Here is a 14,070-nt window from a genome sequence, read left to right on the forward strand (position 1 = left end):
CGACCTCCGCGCCAAAGTCAAGACTTGTTTTGTCGCGCGCCAAGTGCTAGTGTGGGGCCACGCGCGAGCGATCGCGCGAGATCTCCCTGCGGTGTGCGCCAGTCCGCTTTGTGATTGAGCCAACGCAATCACAACGGGAGCCGATCTCCGGGCCGCTTTGAGCAAGCCCTCCACGAGAGGGAAGCCTGTGTCCGGCCGGGTGAGCACCCACCTGCGAGAGCAGGTTCAGATCCCTTGCGGGCAACGGCACTTCGGGGCAGAGCATAGACGGCTCGCGAACAGCGGGCCGTTTTATTGGGGGGCGTAGAAGCTTTGCGCCCAGCGGCGCAGACGCAGCGCGTCCAGCGAGCCGCCTTCATCTTCTAAGCTGACGAAGCCGCGGAAGCGCAGCGCAGCGGCGAGATCATCGCCGCTCGGCCCCGCCGTCATGATCACCGCATCGCCGGCGTGGCTCTCCCAGGACACCGTCGCAGGCACGGCTGGTCGCAGCCATGCCGAGTCGCACTCCTTGAAGGCCCGCTTGATGTCGGCTTCGTCGGCGATCAAGGTATTGTCGCGAGGCGTCACCGCCAGCGTCACGTTGCGGCGCTTGGCGTGATCGCTCGAATATTTCAACGCTCGGATCAGTTCGCGCCACGCGACGCCTGGCGAACCCGCCGCCGCGCCGCACGAGAAGCGCACCAACGGCGCGCCAAGCGTTGCCGCGGCGTCCAAAACCGCTTTCATCTCATCGACCTGCGGATCGAACTCGCCCGCGCCGAGCGCAAGCGCGGTGTTCACGCCGGCGATCGTCAAGCGCCGGTCGACGCACAGTTTCTTGAGCTGCGCGAGATAGTCGTCATCGCGGCGCGGGAAGTGCTCGATGCTCATGTCGACGCCATCGAGCGCCGGCTCGGCGCCGCACAGGTCGATCCACTCGAGCTGCGTGAGGCGCTTGTCGTCCAAAGCAAGTGCAAAACTGCGGGAGCTGAGCGCTAGTCTCATCGAGAGCGCCGTTCTTCGCGACGGACTCGCGCCCTTTCGGGTCGAAAGCCGGCGAGGAGATGTCGACCTCCGATCCGCGCCCCCGCGCCGCACCGATGCTGCTGTTCGTCTGCAGCGGCAACATCTGCCGCAGCCCTATGGCTGAGGCCATCGCGGCACATACAGCGCGCGAGTCCGGCTTCGACATCCGCGTCGCGAGTTCGGGGACGATGGGCCTGGTCGACATGCCGGCCGAAGATACCGCCTGTCAGGTCATCGAAGAGCTGGGGTTGACGCTGCGCCGCCATCGCGCTCGCCAGACGACCCGCGAACACGTGCGCGAAGCCGCGCTGGTCGTCGCCGCCACCGGTTCACACCGCTCGTGGTTGCGCGTGCACGAGCCGGATGCCCAACACATCGTCAGCTTCGACGAGCTCACCGGATTGGGCGACGTGCCCGACCCATACGGTCGAAGCCTCGAAGAATATCGGGCGGTGCGCGACATGCTCGTGGCGGGCATGCCCCGCGTCTTGGCCGAGCTCAAGGCCAGGCATGCGGCAGGCGCGAACGATGACCAGGTCCGTATGAACGATTCGAATGCGCACGTCTACCGCATCGCCGTGGGCGCCGATCACGCGGGATTCCTGTACAAGCAGAAGCTCGCAGAACTGCTGCGCGAGTGGGGCCACGAAGTGGTGGATTTCGGCACCTACTCCACCGACCCAGTCGATTATCCGCTCATCGCGTTCAAGGTCGGCGAGGCCGTCGGCAGCGGCGAGTTCGAGCGCGGCGTCTTGGTGTGCGGCTCGAGCATCGGCATCGCGATGGCCGCCAACAAAGTACGCGGCGCGCGCGCCGCGCCGGTCGCCGAACCCTATTCCGCGCAGCTGTCGCGCGAGCACAATCACGCCAACATCATCTGCTTCGCGGAGCGATTGGTCGGCTGGGAGATGATCGTCGAGTGCCTGCGCGTGTGGCTGCAGACCGAGGGCGAAGGTGGCCGCCATGCGCGGCGTGTGGCTGAGATCGACGAATACGATCCAGACAGCAAGGAGCACATCTAGACGTGAACGCGCGCCTGCTCGAGCACGCCGTGCTCGCGACGCAAGACCCCGAGATCTACGACGCGATCCTCAAAGAAGAAGAGCGCCAGCGCAAGAACCTGGAGCTGATCGCCTCGGAGAATTACGTCAGCGCGGCCGTGCGCGAAGCCGCGGCCAGCGTCATGACCAACAAGTACGCAGAGGGCTACCCCGGCAAGCGTTACTACGGCGGCTGCGAATTCGTCGACCTGGCCGAGACGCTGGCGATCGAGCGGCTCAAGAAGCTGTTCGGCGTCGAGTACGCCAACGTGCAGCCGCATTCGGGCGCGCAGGCGAACATGGCGGTCTATTTCGCCGCCGTCAAACCGGGCGACACGGTGATGGGCGCCGCGCTCGATCACGGCGGCCATCTGACGCATGGCAGCAAGGTCAACTTCAGCGGCAAGCTCTACAACTCGGTCGGCTATACGGTAAGCCGCGAGACCGAGCAGTTCGACTACGACGAGATCCGCGCGCTCGCCAAAGAGCATCAGCCCAAGCTGATCGTCACCGGTTGGAGCGCCTACTCGCGCATCCCGGATTGGAAGGCGTTCGCCGACATCGCGCACGAGGTCGGCGCGGTGCTCATGGCCGACATCGCGCACGTCGCCGGGTTGGTGGCAACCGGCATCCACCCGACGCCGGTCGGGCACGCCGATTTCGTCACGACGACGACGCACAAGACGCTGCGCGGCCCGCGCGGCGGCGCTGTGATGTGCGACGCGGAGCGCGGCAAGGCCATCGCTAAGAATGTCTTCCCGGGCATCCAGGGCGGCCCGCTCATGCACATCATCGCGGCCAAGGCGGTCGCGTTCCGGGAGGCGCTGCGCCCCGAGTTCGGCGCGTACGCGCGCCAGGTGGTGGGCAACGCGAAGGCGCTGGCGGCGGCGCTGCAGACGCACGGCTTGCGCATCGTGACCGGCGGGACCGACAACCACCTCATGCTCGTGGACGTGTCGGTGCGCGGGTTGACCGGCAAGGACGTCGAGGTCTATCTGGACGAGATCGGCATCACGGTCAACAAGAACACCATCCCGTTCGACAAGAATCCGCCCACCGTCGCCAGCGGCGTGCGCATCGGCACGCCGGCGATCACGACGCGCGGCATGAGAGAAGACCAAATGGTCGAGATCGCGGCGATCATCGGCGCGGCGATGGACGACATCGGCCCGCGGGCGCGCGTCGGTCAGCTGCGCGACCGGGTCTACGAGTTGACCGCGCAGTTCGACGTGCCGTAGTCCGCCATCGCTGTGAAAGAGACGCTGCCGCACATCCCCGAGCCGACCACCCACGACCGCCCGTCCTGGGACGAGTATTTCATGGCGATCACGCGCGCGGTGGCGACGCGGGCGACCTGCTCGCGGCGCAGCGTCGGCGCGGTGATCGTCAAAGACAAACGCATCCTCGCCACCGGCTATAACGGCGCGCCGATCGGCATGCGCCACTGCGATCATACGAACGGCGGCGACATGCGCGACGGCCATTGCGCGCGCTCGACGCACGCGGAGCAGAATGCGCTGGTGCAAGCCGCCCGCTATGGCACGTCGATCGCCGGCGGCACGATCTACTGCACCGATCACCCGTGTCTGACGTGCGCGAAGCTGCTCATCAATGCCGGCATCACGCGCGTCGTGTACGAAGCCGCCTATCCCGACGATCTGGCTGCCGCGCTCCTGAACGAGGCCGGCACGCGCCTCGACCGGCTCGCGACGCGGACGCGATGACGGCGCTCGCGGCTCTCGTGACGCTGGCGGCGCCGATCCGCTTCAGCATCAACATCTACGCGCTGTGCGCGGTGACGTTCGTGCTCGCGTTCGCGGCGTGCGCGCTGGTGACGCCGCTGGTGATCCGCGCGGCGATCAAGCTTGGGCACTTCGACGAGCCCGACGGCGACCGGCGCATCCACACCGAACCGACGCCGCGTCTCGGCGGCATCGCGATCTATCTCGGGTTCACGCTCGCGCTGTTCGTCACGCTCAACGTGGCGCTGTCCAACAACAGCGTCATCGCGCGCTACCTCGACACGCCGGATCTGGCCAAGATCATCGGTTTGCTGTTCGGCGGCACGCTGATGATGGGCGTCGGCCTGTGGGATGACGTGATGGGAATGCGCGCGCGCAACAAGTTCATCGCGCAGTTCGCGGTGGCGCTCGTCGCGGTGCTGTTCTACGGCTTCACCATCTACCATCTGCGCCTGCCGCACTTCGGTCTGGTCGAACTGGGCTGGTTCGGGATCCCGTTCTCGCTCTTCTGGTACCTCGGAATGGTCAATGCGATCAACTTCCTCGATGGGCTCGATGGCCTGGTCGCCGGGTACACCACCATCGCGTGCGTCGCGCTCACCGTCATCTCGCTGCTCAAAGGGCAGTATCTGGTGGCGATCACGACGTGCGCCCTCGCCGGCGCCGCGGCCGGCTTCTTGCCGTTCAACTACAGTCCGGCACGCATCTTCATGGGCGACGGCGGGTCGCTGTTCATCGGCTTCGTGCTCGCCACGGTCGGCGTGATGGGAACCGAGAAACAAGCGGTCGCGATCTCGCTCGTCGTGCCGCTGCTCATCCTGGCGCTGCCGATCCTCGACACCGCCAAAGTCATCGCGCGCCGCCTCCACAAGGGCGCTCCGCTTTCGGGCGCGGACCGCGAACACGTGCACCACCAGCTGCTCGATCTAGGCCTGTCGCAGCGCCAGGCGGTGTTGCTGATCTACGCCGTGTGCGGCATCCTAGGCGTGGTCGCCATCGTGCTCTCGCTGCCCAAAGGACCGCACATCTTTTGATGTGTCCGCTGCGGGTAGCCGTCGTCTTCGGCACGCGACCCGACGCCGTGAAGATGGCGCCGGTGATGCTCGAACTCGCGCGCGACGCGCGCTTCGAGTGCGTCCCCATCGCGACCGGGCAGCACCGCGAGATGATGGACGACGTGCTCGCGCTGTTCGGCATCGCGCCCGAACACGATCTCGAGGTGATGACCGAGGGCCAGTCGCTCACCGACGTGACGACGCGAGTCCTCGAGCGCCTTGGGCCCGTGCTGGGGGACGTGCGCCCCGATACGGTGCTCGTCCACGGCGACACCACCACCTCGACCGCCGCGGCGCTCGCTTCCTATTATAAGAAGATCCCAGTCGGCCACGTCGAGGCGGGCCTGCGCACCGACACCATTTACGAGCCGTTCCCCGAGGAGATGAACCGGCGCCTCACCGGGGTGCTCGCGACCCACCATTTCGCGCCCACGCCGACGGCGCGCGAGAACCTGCTGCGCGAAGGCAAGGATCCGCACAGCATCGTGGTCACCGGCAACACCGTGATCGACGCCCTCCTGTGGATGCACGGACGCACGACGGCAGGCGATGCGCCTGCCGTCGCCACGCAGCGGATGATCTTCGTCGAAGCGCACCGACGCGAGAACCTCGGCGAACCGCTCGAAGCGATCTGCCGCGCACTGCGCTCGGTGGTGAAGCGCCACGAAGACGTGTCGGTACTCTGGCCGGTGCACCAGAACCCGGAGGTCGTCGAAACGGTGCGGCGCATCTTGGACGGTCAGCCGCGCGTGCACCTCGTCCCGCCGATGAGCTATCGCAGCTTGGTCGGCGCGATCGGACGCTGCACGCTCGTGGCGACCGACTCGGGCGGACTGCAAGAAGAAGCGCCATGTCTTGGCAAGCCGGTGCTCGTGCTGCGCCGCGTCACCGAACGGCCCGAAGGCGTGGCAGCCGGCACGCTGAGGCTGATCGGCACGCAGGAAGCGGCGGTCGCCGCCGCGCTCGACGAATTGCTCGACGATCCCGCGGCGTATGCGCACATGGCGCATGCCGCCAATCCATACGGCGACGGCCAAGCCGCGCGGCGCATCGCGGACGCGCTCTGGGCGTTTCACCGCAACGGCGCACTGCCTGACGAGTTCGATCCGTCACGCCCGCCGACGCTGCCGTCCGCCGCGCGGTGAAGGACCAGACGCCGCTTTCGGTCTCTGCGCTCGGCGCGATCGGGTTCTCGCTGATCGCCAACGTCATCGCCGGCGGGCTGCTTGGTTTTGCCGCCTACAAGTATCTGCACTGGGGATGGGCGGTGCCGGTCGGGATCCTGGTCGGATTCGTGTCCGGCTTTTTCTCGATGTTCCGTCAGCTCGCCGCGCTCAAGTGATGTAGTAGCGCGCTACTGGCCCGTATATGGCTTGATGGTCGCGCTCGTCACGTAGGCCGTCAGGATGAGCGAGTCTAGCATTTGCGCCGCGGCTGCGAGCCGCAACGCCGTGAACCTCACGCCGTCCGCATGCGCGGCGCTCGTCGAATCGGCTAGATCGAACGCACCGCGCTTTTGCAGATCGTAGAACGGGATCACTTCGCGCGCCGTCGCCGCGATGTAGCCCGCGACCTCCGGTTGCGGTACGGTCTGGAAGGTCTGCACCGCTCCGACCAGCGGCGTGACGGCCGCCGGCGTCAAGAACTTGACCACGAAGTCGTCCTCAAACTCGGCATGGGTGTTGCTTGCGGTTGTGTAGCCGCTCGGGTTCGGATATTTCCCCCACCCGTTGTAATGGATCGAGACATGCAGCGGCTGGGTCGCGTCGCCGACGAAATGCGAGAAGATGCCGATGTCATGAATGGTCAGCGCGCGGCGCCGGTCCACTTCGGTTTGCGCAGCCGCGCGCTCGCCCGGCTCAGCGCTGGCCAGCGCGTCTTGCGCGAATCGCTCGAGCGCGAAATCGGTGCGCACTTGTTCGTAGCCTTCAAGGATCGCGTATGGCAAGAATCCGACGGAATATGCGTCGATCGGCGGACTCGCGCTGTAGAGCGCGACGATATATTCGTCACGCGTCGGCGGAAGCGCGCCCAGCTCCAAGACCCCGGCGATGCGCCCGTCGTCGCCGATATCGATGTAATGGTCCGTCGACCACTCGCGAAACCACGCCCGTTCGTCCTGTTGCCCGACCTTGAGACGGTCTTCTTCGGTCTGCAGGTAGACGATCTGCGCCTTCGCCGAATCGGTGCGCATCCAGTCGGGCAGCGCGGCGGGAAGATGCGCGACCGCGGCATCGCCGATGATCTCGTGGCCGCGCAATCCCCACGCACGCGCGGGCGCAACGGCCGACATGACGAAACAAAGGAGCCAGCAGATGGCGAAAGCGGCATTTCTCATAGACTTCCTCATGCTAACTGCGCCGCGTTAACGGGTCATTATCGGCGTACGAGCGTTCGAAGGGGAGGGCGGTTTCCGGAGCCGCACGAACCAGCCAAATTCCATGGAAAGCTTCCGCACGTTTCAGGCAGCGGTGGCGTTGCGCAGCCTGGCGGTCGGGGCTGCCGCTGCGGTCGCTTTGGCCCTGAGCCATCAGCCTCTACCGGCGATCGCGCTGTTCGCGGGCACGCTGATAGGCATGGCCTACCTTTTCCACATCGCCACCAGCTTCGACCGGCTGACGAGAGGCGGCAAACGCTACCTGCCGTTCTTGACGATCGAATCGCTGTTGCGCGTGCTGCTCGCCGGGGCGGCCCCGTTCTTCATCGTCGGGCGCGGTCCATGGCTCGGCTACTTCACGTACCTTGCCGGATTTGTCGCACCGCTGGCAGTGGCCATCTGGGTGTACAAGAATAGAATCGTTGACGGTCCCGCGCAGACGGGCGCGACCGGAACGACTCCAGTGTAAAGGACGCGATGCACGAGACGATCGGGGATCATCCTCTATGGCACATCCCCTTGCCGGCTCCTTTCAACACCGTGCACTCCGACACGGTGCTTATAACATGGCTCGCCATGGCGATCGTCCTCGTCACGCTCGGCCTCTTGGCGCGCTTGCATCCGGTCACGCAGCTCTCGAAACGCTACACGATACTTGAACTCATCGTCTCAGCGTTGAGCAATCAAGTCGAGACGATCCTCGGCAAGAACGGCGTGCCGTTCGTGCCTTTCATCATCTCGCTCTTCCTGTTCATCTTCGTGATGAACGAGATCGGCGTCATCCCATTCGTGGGCAAGTCGCCGACCGCTGACCTCAACACGACGGCCGCGCTCGCGCTCTTCGCGATTGGCTTGGTCTGGGGCGTCGGCGTCTACCGCAAAGGGCTCGGATATTTCGGGCATCTGGTCATCCGGCCGCTCGGTCTTGGGATTCCGATGCTGCCGATCATGATCATCGACGAGTTAGCACGCCCGGTCACCCTGGCGATGCGGCTGTTCGGCAATATCTTCGCGGGCGAGATCCTGCTGGTGGTGATCGCCGCGGTGATCGCCGCGCACCTCGGCGCTATATCGGTCTTGGCGAACGGCGCGCCCGTGCTCATCTACGCGTTCAACATCTTCATTGGATTCCTGCAGGCCCTGGTCTTCACGCTACTCACCATCGCCTACCTCATCACTCCGACCTCTGACGAGCAACACTAAGGAGCAGACATGGAAAACACTATTCTGGTCGCCACGGTCATCATGGCGTTCGCCCTGATGGTCGGCTTCGCGGCGTTCGGTTCCGCGATCGGCGACGGCATCATCGGGAGCAAGGCCGTCGAATCCATCGCGCGCCAGCCCGAAGCCCGCGGAAATATCTTCTTCTTTTATTTCCTCGGCTTCGGCATCCTGGAGGCGTTCCCGATCATCGCGATCGCGCTCGCCTTCTTCTTGGTCATCGGCGGCGGCGGCTTCGGCGTGTTCTCGCAGCTCAAGCCACTGCTGGCGGCGCACTAGCAGACGCATGCTGCTCTCGTTCGACGGCACGCTCCTCGTCCAGATCCTGAACTTCGTCGTGTTCTGGGTGCTGTTGAACTATCTGTTCATCGCGCCGACGCGGCGGGCGATCGAAGCGCGGCAGCGGTTCATCGCCGATCAGTACGCGCAGGCCGATGCGCTTGCGGCGCAAGCGCGGGATCTGCAGGCGCAGGCGGGCACGATCCTCGACGGCGGGCGCCGCACGGTCGACGAAGCGATGCGCGCTGCTGGGACCCGGGCGTCCGACGAGACCCACGCGATCGAGCGCAAGGCGGCCGATGAGGCCGCCGCCACGGTCGCGCTCGCGCACGCGACCGTCGCCGACGAACGCGCGCAAGCGGTCGAGAAGCAGGGACCGTTCGTCGACGAGCTCGCCCGCACGATGGCGCAGCGCGCGCTCGACATCGAGCAGGTGGCCTAGATGGACTTCTCGAGCATCCGCGATCCGATCTTCATCGCGAAGGTCATCGACTTCGCCCTCTTGATCGCCGCGATCGCGTACATCTATCAGCGCGCCGGCAAGGGTTGGCTCGTCGCGCAGCAAGAGGCTCAGAACAAGGCGGTTGAGGACGCGGTGGCGCAGCGCGCCGCGTCCGAGAAGGCCGTTGAATCCTCCCGCCGCGCCATCGAACAGGCGAAAGTCGACGTGGTGCGCATGGTCGAGGTTGGCACGGCGCAAGCCGAGCGTCTCATCAACGAAGAGAACGCGCAAGCGCGCGAGCACGCACAACGCGTGCTCGCACACGCCAACGGCGAGCTCGAGCGCGAGCGCTACCGCGTGCGCCGCGAGCTGCTCGAAGAAACGGTCGAGCGCGCGACGCAAGGCGCACGCGCGATCGCGCGCCGCGAACTCACGCCGGCCCGCCAAGACGAGCTGGTCCAGGGCGTGCTCGGCGGTCTCGAGGCGCGACGTGCTTAAGGACAGCATCGCGCGGCGCTACTCGAGCGCGCTGTTCTCGCTGGCGAGCGAAGCCGGCGCCGTCGACGCGACCGTGGCGGAGCTCGACGCCTTCGTCGCCGCCCTGGGCGAGGATCCGGCGCTGGCGCAGTTCTTCGAGTCGCCGGTCGTCGACCGATCCACCAAACAGCAGATCCTCGAGAAGACGCTGTCGGGCGCAAGCGAGCTCGTGCGCAATTTCGTGATCCTGCTCGCCCGCAAGCGCCGTGAGAACCTCATCCGCATCATCGCGAGGCAGATGCACGAGCTGCTCGACCGGCACGCAGGGGTCGAACGCGCGACGATCGACATGCCGGCGCCGCTGCCGGCGGACGAGTTGGCAGCGTTGACGCGCCGGCTCAGCGATGTCTACAAGCGGACGATCGTGCCGCAAGTGAAAGTGCAGCCAGAGCTGCTTGGCGGCCTCATCGTCCAAGTCGGCGATCGCTACGTCGACGCGAGCGTTTCCGGCAAGCTCGAAGAGCTTCGCCGCCATCTGCTCGCGACCACGGATACGTGGCCCGCCACCTCGACCAACGGAAAAACAGGGGATTGAAATGATCAACGCCGACGAAATCGCCGGAATACTCAAGCAGCAGATCAAGAGCGCGCAGACACCGGTGCGCGAAGACGAGGTCGGAACCGTCATCGAGGTGGGCGATTCGATCGCGCGCGTCTATGGGCTGAGCGCCGCCCAGGCGGGCGAGCTGGTGCAGTTCCCCAACGGGCTGTTCGGGATCGTCTTCAACTTGGAAGAAGACAACGTCGGCGTCGTGATCATGGGCTCGGACAACGAGATCAAAGAAGGCGATACCGTGCGCCGCACCAAGCGCATCGTATCGGTGCCGGTGGGCGAAGGCGTCATCGGCCGCGTGGTCAATCCGCTCGGCCAGCCGCTCGACGACAAGGGACCCGTCAACACGACGCGCACCCGCCCGATCGAGACGCAAGCGCCCAACGTCGTGCAGCGCCAAGGCGTGCACGAGCCGCTGCAGACGGGCATCAAGTCCATAGACGGCCTCATCCCGATCGGCAAGGGGCAGCGCGAGCTCATCATCGGCGACCGCCAGACGGGCAAGACCGCAATCGCGCTCGATACGATCATCAACCAAAAGGGCAAAGACGTCATCTGCATCTATGTCGCCATCGGCCAGAAGACGTCGACGGTCGCGCAGGTCTACAAGATCCTCACCGACGCGGGCGCCATGGATTACACGACGATCGTCGCGGCCAATGCCGCGGATCCCGCCAGCCTGCGCTACATCGCGCCGTACGCCGGCTGCGCCATGGGCCAAGAGCTCATGTACGCCGGCAAGCACGTGCTCATCATCTACGACGATCTCTCCAAGCATGCGCAGGCCTATCGCGAGATCTCGCTGGTGCTGCGCCGCCCGCCGGGCCGCGAGGCGTATCCGGGCGATATCTTCTACCTGCACTCGCGCCTGCTCGAGCGCGCGGCCAAGCTCTCCGACGAGCTGGGCGGCGGTTCCATGACCGCGCTCCCCGTCATCGAGACGCAGCAAGGCGACGTGTCGGCGTACATCCCGACCAATCTGATCTCGATCACCGACGGTCAGATCTATCTCGACACCAACCTCTTCTACCAGGGCATCCGCCCGGCGGTCGACGTCGGCCTGTCCGTATCGCGCGTCGGCGGCAACGCGCAGACCAAGGCGATGAAAGCGGTGGCCGGCCAGCTACGCCTGGAGCTGTCGCAATACCGCGACCTCGCGGCGTTCTCGAAGCTCGCGTCCGACCTCGACAAGGCGACGCAAGCCCAGCTCTCGCGCGGCGAGAAGGTCACGGAGACGCTCAAACAGCCGCAGTTCGAGCCGCTCGATCTCGACAAACAGGTCATCCAGATCTACGTCGCGGTCAAAGACTACCTGGCGGACATCCCGACCGAGCGCGTGCGCGAGTTCCAAAAGCAGTTCTACGAGTTCTTGCAGACGGCGCATCCGGACATCCCGAAATTCATCGCCGACCGCAAAGAGCTGACGGACGATCTGCGCACGAAACTCGACGCTGCGATCGTCGAGTTCAAGCAGCGCTTCAAGGCGGCATCATAGCCTATGTGCGGAAATGGAGCGGTCGACTTTAGTCGACCGGCGCGCTGATGCCGACGTTACGCCAGCTCAGAGACCGCGTTAAATCGCTCAAGAACACCGAGCAGATCACGCGTGCCATGAAGATGATCGCGGGCGCCAAGATCCGGCGCGCCGAGCTCGACATGCGCGCGGCGCGTCCGTACGCGGCGGCGATCGGCGAGATGCTGGCGCAGCTCGCATCGGCCGGCGGCAGCGGCCTCAACCATCCGCTGCTCGAGGCACGCGACGTCAAGAAGCGAGCCGTCCTGCTCATGACCGCCGACAAGGGTCTGTGCGGGGCGTTCAATTCGAATCTGGTGCGCGCGGCGACGGCGGACGCGCGCGGCGACGCTCCTGTGGCATTGTATCTTGTGGGCACCAAGGGACGCGTTCAGCTGCGACGCTCACCCTATCCGGTCGCCGCGGAGTGGACGCTCGGCGGCATGCCTTTTGCCGCGCGCGCCAAAGAAATCGCCGCCAAAGTTTCGGACGCCTTCATCTCCGGCGCGGTGGATTCGGTAACGCTGGTCTCAAGCCGTTTCGTCTCGACGATGGTGCAGCGCCCGACGTCCATGCAGCTGCTGCCGATCGCGGCATCCGGCGGGCAACGCGACCCGTCGAAGAACTCGTTCGAGTTCGAGCCCGACGTGCGTTCGGTCTTGGCCGCGCTGTTGCCGAAGTATCTCGAATTCATCATCTTCCAGGCACTGCTCGAAACGCAGGCGTCGGAATACGCCGCGCGGCTCATCGCGATGACCAACGCGACCGACAACGCCGGCAAACTCATCGACGAGATCACATTGCAGATGAACAAAACGCGCCAAGCGTCGATCACCAAAGAGATATTGGAGATCGTCGGCGGCGCGGAAGCGCTGAAGGGATAGGATATGCCAGGTACGGGGAAAGTCACCCAAGTGCTGGGCAACGTCGTCGACGTGGAGTTCACGCTCGACACGCTGCCGGACATCAACACCGCACTGCTCACGACGCTGAAGGGCGCCGATGGCAAAGAGCACGAGCTGACCCTCGAAGTGCAAAGCGAACTGGGCAACAATCAGGTGCGCACGCTCGCCATGGGCGGCACCGACGGCATGGTGCGCGGCCAAGAAGTGCGCGACACCGGTGCGCCGATCACGGTGCCCGTCGGCGAAGCCACGCTGGGCCGCATCCTCAACGTGCTGGGCAAGCCAATCGACTCGGACAAGCCGGTCGACGCCAAAGCCTTCTATCCCATCCATCGCCCCGCGCCCAAGGTCGACGAGCAAGATCCGACCACGGTGATGTTCGAGACCGGCATCAAGGTCATCGATCTGCTGGCGCCATACGTGCGCGGCGGCAAAGTCGGATTGTTCGGCGGCGCCGGCGTCGGCAAGACGGTGCTCATCCAGGAGCTGATCCGCAACATCGCCGCCGAGCATGGCGGCTTCTCGGTCTTCACCGGCATCGGCGAGCGCACGCGCGAAGGCAACGATCTGTGGATGGAGATGAAGAACTCGGGCGTCATCGACAAGACCGCGCTCGTCTTCGGGCAGATGGACGAGCCCCCGGGCGTGCGCCTTCGCGTCGGCCTCACCGGAGTCACGATGGCCGAGTACTTCCGCGACGAGGCCGGCAAAGACGTGCTGCTGTTCATCGACAATATCTTCCGCTTCATGCAGGCCGGTTCTGAGGTGTCGGCGCTGCTCGGCCGCATGCCGTCCGCCGTCGGCTATCAGCCGACGCTCGCGTCGGAGATGGGCGCGCTCGAAGAGCGCATCACGTCCACGCGCAAGGGTTCGATCACGTCGGTGCAAGCGGTCTACGTGCCGGCTGACGACCTCACCGACCCGGCCGTCGCGACGACGTTCTCGCATCTCGACGCGACGACCGTGTTGTCGCGCTCGATCTCGGACAAAGGCATCTATCCGGCGGTCGATCCGCTCGGCTCGACCTCGCGGCTGCTCGAACCGCGCTACGTCGGCGAGGAGCACTATCAGGTCGCGCGCCGCGTGCAAGAGACGCTGCAGCGCTACAAAGATCTTCAGGACATCATCGCCATCCTCGGCGTCGAAGAGCTTTCCGAGGAGGACAAGGTCATCGTCGGCCGCGCGCGGCGCATCCAGCGCTTCTTGAGCCAGCCGTTCTTCGTCGCTGAAGCGTTCACGGGGCGCCCGGGCAAGTACGTGCCGCTCAAGGAGACGATCGCGGGCTTCAAGGAGCTCGTCGACGGCAAGCTCGACGACCTGCCCGAGCAGGCCTTCTACATGTGCGGCAACATCGAGGAAGCCAAGGCGAACGCCGACGCGCTCGCGGCGAAGGCGTAGCGA

Annotated in this window: 17 protein-coding genes and 1 other RNA gene; 16 read left to right on the forward strand and 2 right to left on the reverse strand. The window is 65.5% G+C overall.

The genetic code is table 11. The annotated features are described in order from the left end of the window. Positions 1-80 precede the first annotated feature (80 nt). Positions 81-262: non-coding RNA, 6S RNA (gene ssrS, locus VKF82_00190), on the forward strand. Between the two features lie 29 nt (positions 263-291). Here the strand turns inward: ssrS and VKF82_00195 are convergent. Then, positions 292-984: a TIM barrel protein gene (locus VKF82_00195; GenBank protein HME80472.1), complete on the reverse strand. Its 693-nt coding sequence runs from the start codon at positions 982-984 to the stop codon at positions 292-294. Positions 985-1,043: 59 nt separating this feature from the next. Between VKF82_00195 and rpiB the strand changes: the two genes are divergently transcribed. The 6 genes from rpiB to VKF82_00225 are packed head-to-tail and all read left to right on the forward strand — an operon-like array spanning position 1,044 to position 6,184. Beyond that, a complete protein-coding gene (rpiB, locus tag VKF82_00200) occupies positions 1,044-2,027 on the forward strand; it encodes a ribose 5-phosphate isomerase B (protein HME80473.1) in 984 nt (327 codons plus the stop codon). Between the two features lie 2 nt (positions 2,028-2,029). After that, positions 2,030-3,283 (forward strand): serine hydroxymethyltransferase, encoded by a 1,254-nt coding sequence (gene glyA, locus VKF82_00205; GenBank protein HME80474.1) that lies wholly within the window; start codon positions 2,030-2,032, stop codon positions 3,281-3,283. 12 nt (positions 3,284-3,295) lie between these two features. Further along, positions 3,296-3,769, forward strand: coding sequence for a cytidine/deoxycytidylate deaminase family protein (locus VKF82_00210; protein HME80475.1), 474 nt, complete (start codon positions 3,296-3,298; stop codon positions 3,767-3,769). Then, positions 3,766-4,821, forward strand: coding sequence for an MraY family glycosyltransferase (locus VKF82_00215; GenBank protein HME80476.1), 1,056 nt, complete (start codon positions 3,766-3,768; stop codon positions 4,819-4,821). The genes VKF82_00210 and VKF82_00215 overlap by 4 nt, the downstream gene beginning before the upstream one ends. Next, complete coding sequence (gene wecB, locus VKF82_00220) at positions 4,821-5,987, forward strand: UDP-N-acetylglucosamine 2-epimerase (non-hydrolyzing) (GenBank protein ID HME80477.1); 1,167 nt, start codon at positions 4,821-4,823, stop codon at positions 5,985-5,987. Before VKF82_00215 ends, wecB begins: the two co-directional genes overlap by 1 nt. Further along, a complete protein-coding gene (locus tag VKF82_00225; protein ID HME80478.1) occupies positions 5,984-6,184 on the forward strand; it encodes an AtpZ/AtpI family protein in 201 nt (66 codons plus the stop codon). The genes wecB and VKF82_00225 overlap by 4 nt, the downstream gene beginning before the upstream one ends. Positions 6,185-6,196: 12 nt before the next feature. On the opposite strand, the gene VKF82_00230 is transcribed toward VKF82_00225, so the two are convergent. Further along, positions 6,197-7,180, reverse strand: coding sequence for a hypothetical protein (locus tag VKF82_00230; protein ID HME80479.1), 984 nt, complete (start codon positions 7,178-7,180; stop codon positions 6,197-6,199). A 103-nt stretch (positions 7,181-7,283) separates the two neighbouring features. On the opposite strand from VKF82_00230, the gene VKF82_00235 reads away from it, so the two are divergent. The 9 genes from VKF82_00235 to atpD are packed head-to-tail and all read left to right on the forward strand — an operon-like array spanning position 7,284 to position 14,067. Beyond that, positions 7,284-7,688: a hypothetical protein gene (locus VKF82_00235; protein HME80480.1), complete on the forward strand. Its 405-nt coding sequence runs from the start codon at positions 7,284-7,286 to the stop codon at positions 7,686-7,688. Positions 7,689-7,696: 8 nt separating this feature from the next. Beyond that, positions 7,697-8,422: a F0F1 ATP synthase subunit A gene (atpB, locus tag VKF82_00240; protein ID HME80481.1), complete on the forward strand. Its 726-nt coding sequence runs from the start codon at positions 7,697-7,699 to the stop codon at positions 8,420-8,422. A 9-nt stretch (positions 8,423-8,431) separates the two neighbouring features. Further along, on the forward strand, positions 8,432-8,719 hold the full coding sequence (gene atpE / locus VKF82_00245; GenBank protein ID HME80482.1) for an ATP synthase F0 subunit C: 288 nt from the start codon (positions 8,432-8,434) through the stop codon (positions 8,717-8,719). Positions 8,720-8,726: 7 nt separating this feature from the next. Next, positions 8,727-9,161 (forward strand): hypothetical protein, encoded by a 435-nt coding sequence (locus tag VKF82_00250; protein HME80483.1) that lies wholly within the window; start codon positions 8,727-8,729, stop codon positions 9,159-9,161. Further along, a complete protein-coding gene (locus VKF82_00255) occupies positions 9,162-9,659 on the forward strand; it encodes a hypothetical protein (GenBank protein HME80484.1) in 498 nt (165 codons plus the stop codon). After that, on the forward strand, positions 9,652-10,233 hold the full coding sequence (gene atpH / locus VKF82_00260; protein ID HME80485.1) for an ATP synthase F1 subunit delta: 582 nt from the start codon (positions 9,652-9,654) through the stop codon (positions 10,231-10,233). The genes VKF82_00255 and atpH overlap by 8 nt, the downstream gene beginning before the upstream one ends. Position 10,234: 1 nt before the next feature. Beyond that, the gene (gene atpA, locus VKF82_00265; protein HME80486.1) at positions 10,235-11,746 is read left to right on the forward strand and encodes a F0F1 ATP synthase subunit alpha; all 1,512 of its coding nucleotides are present in this window, start codon (positions 10,235-10,237) and stop codon (positions 11,744-11,746) included. Positions 11,747-11,793: 47 nt separating this feature from the next. After that, the gene (gene atpG / locus VKF82_00270; protein HME80487.1) at positions 11,794-12,648 is read left to right on the forward strand and encodes an ATP synthase F1 subunit gamma; all 855 of its coding nucleotides are present in this window, start codon (positions 11,794-11,796) and stop codon (positions 12,646-12,648) included. 3 nt (positions 12,649-12,651) lie between these two features. Further along, entirely contained in the window at positions 12,652-14,067 is a 1,416-nt protein-coding gene (atpD, locus tag VKF82_00275; GenBank protein ID HME80488.1) for a F0F1 ATP synthase subunit beta, read from the forward strand. The last annotated feature ends 3 nt before the right edge of the window (positions 14,068-14,070 follow it).

Source organism: Candidatus Eremiobacteraceae bacterium (assembly GCA_035314825.1).
Lineage (GTDB): Bacteria > Vulcanimicrobiota > Vulcanimicrobiia > Eremiobacterales > Eremiobacteraceae > JAFAHD01.

Bases quoted from the DNA above. Each gene is read 5' to 3' on its own strand.
- VKF82_00195 (HME80472.1), bottom strand. From the start codon at position 984: ATGAGACTAGCGCTCAGCTCCCGCAGTTTTGCACTTGCTTTGGACGAC.
- rpiB (HME80473.1), top strand. From the start codon at position 1,044: ATGTCGACCTCCGATCCGCGCCCCCGCGCCGCACCGATGCTGCTGTTC.
- VKF82_00215 (HME80476.1), top strand. From the start codon at position 3,766: ATGACGGCGCTCGCGGCTCTCGTGACGCTGGCGGCGCCGATCCGCTTC.
- wecB (HME80477.1), top strand. From the start codon at position 4,821: ATGTGTCCGCTGCGGGTAGCCGTCGTCTTCGGCACGCGACCCGACGCC.
- VKF82_00230 (HME80479.1), bottom strand. From the start codon at position 7,180: ATGAGAAATGCCGCTTTCGCCATCTGCTGGCTCCTTTGTTTCGTCATG.
- VKF82_00235 (HME80480.1), top strand. From the start codon at position 7,284: ATGGAAAGCTTCCGCACGTTTCAGGCAGCGGTGGCGTTGCGCAGCCTG.
- atpB (HME80481.1), top strand. From the start codon at position 7,697: ATGCACGAGACGATCGGGGATCATCCTCTATGGCACATCCCCTTGCCG.
- atpE (HME80482.1), top strand. From the start codon at position 8,432: ATGGAAAACACTATTCTGGTCGCCACGGTCATCATGGCGTTCGCCCTG.
- VKF82_00250 (HME80483.1), top strand. From the start codon at position 8,727: ATGCTGCTCTCGTTCGACGGCACGCTCCTCGTCCAGATCCTGAACTTC.
- VKF82_00255 (HME80484.1), top strand. From the start codon at position 9,162: ATGGACTTCTCGAGCATCCGCGATCCGATCTTCATCGCGAAGGTCATC.
- atpA (HME80486.1), top strand. From the start codon at position 10,235: ATGATCAACGCCGACGAAATCGCCGGAATACTCAAGCAGCAGATCAAG.
- atpG (HME80487.1), top strand. From the start codon at position 11,794: ATGCCGACGTTACGCCAGCTCAGAGACCGCGTTAAATCGCTCAAGAAC.
- atpD (HME80488.1), top strand. From the start codon at position 12,652: ATGCCAGGTACGGGGAAAGTCACCCAAGTGCTGGGCAACGTCGTCGAC.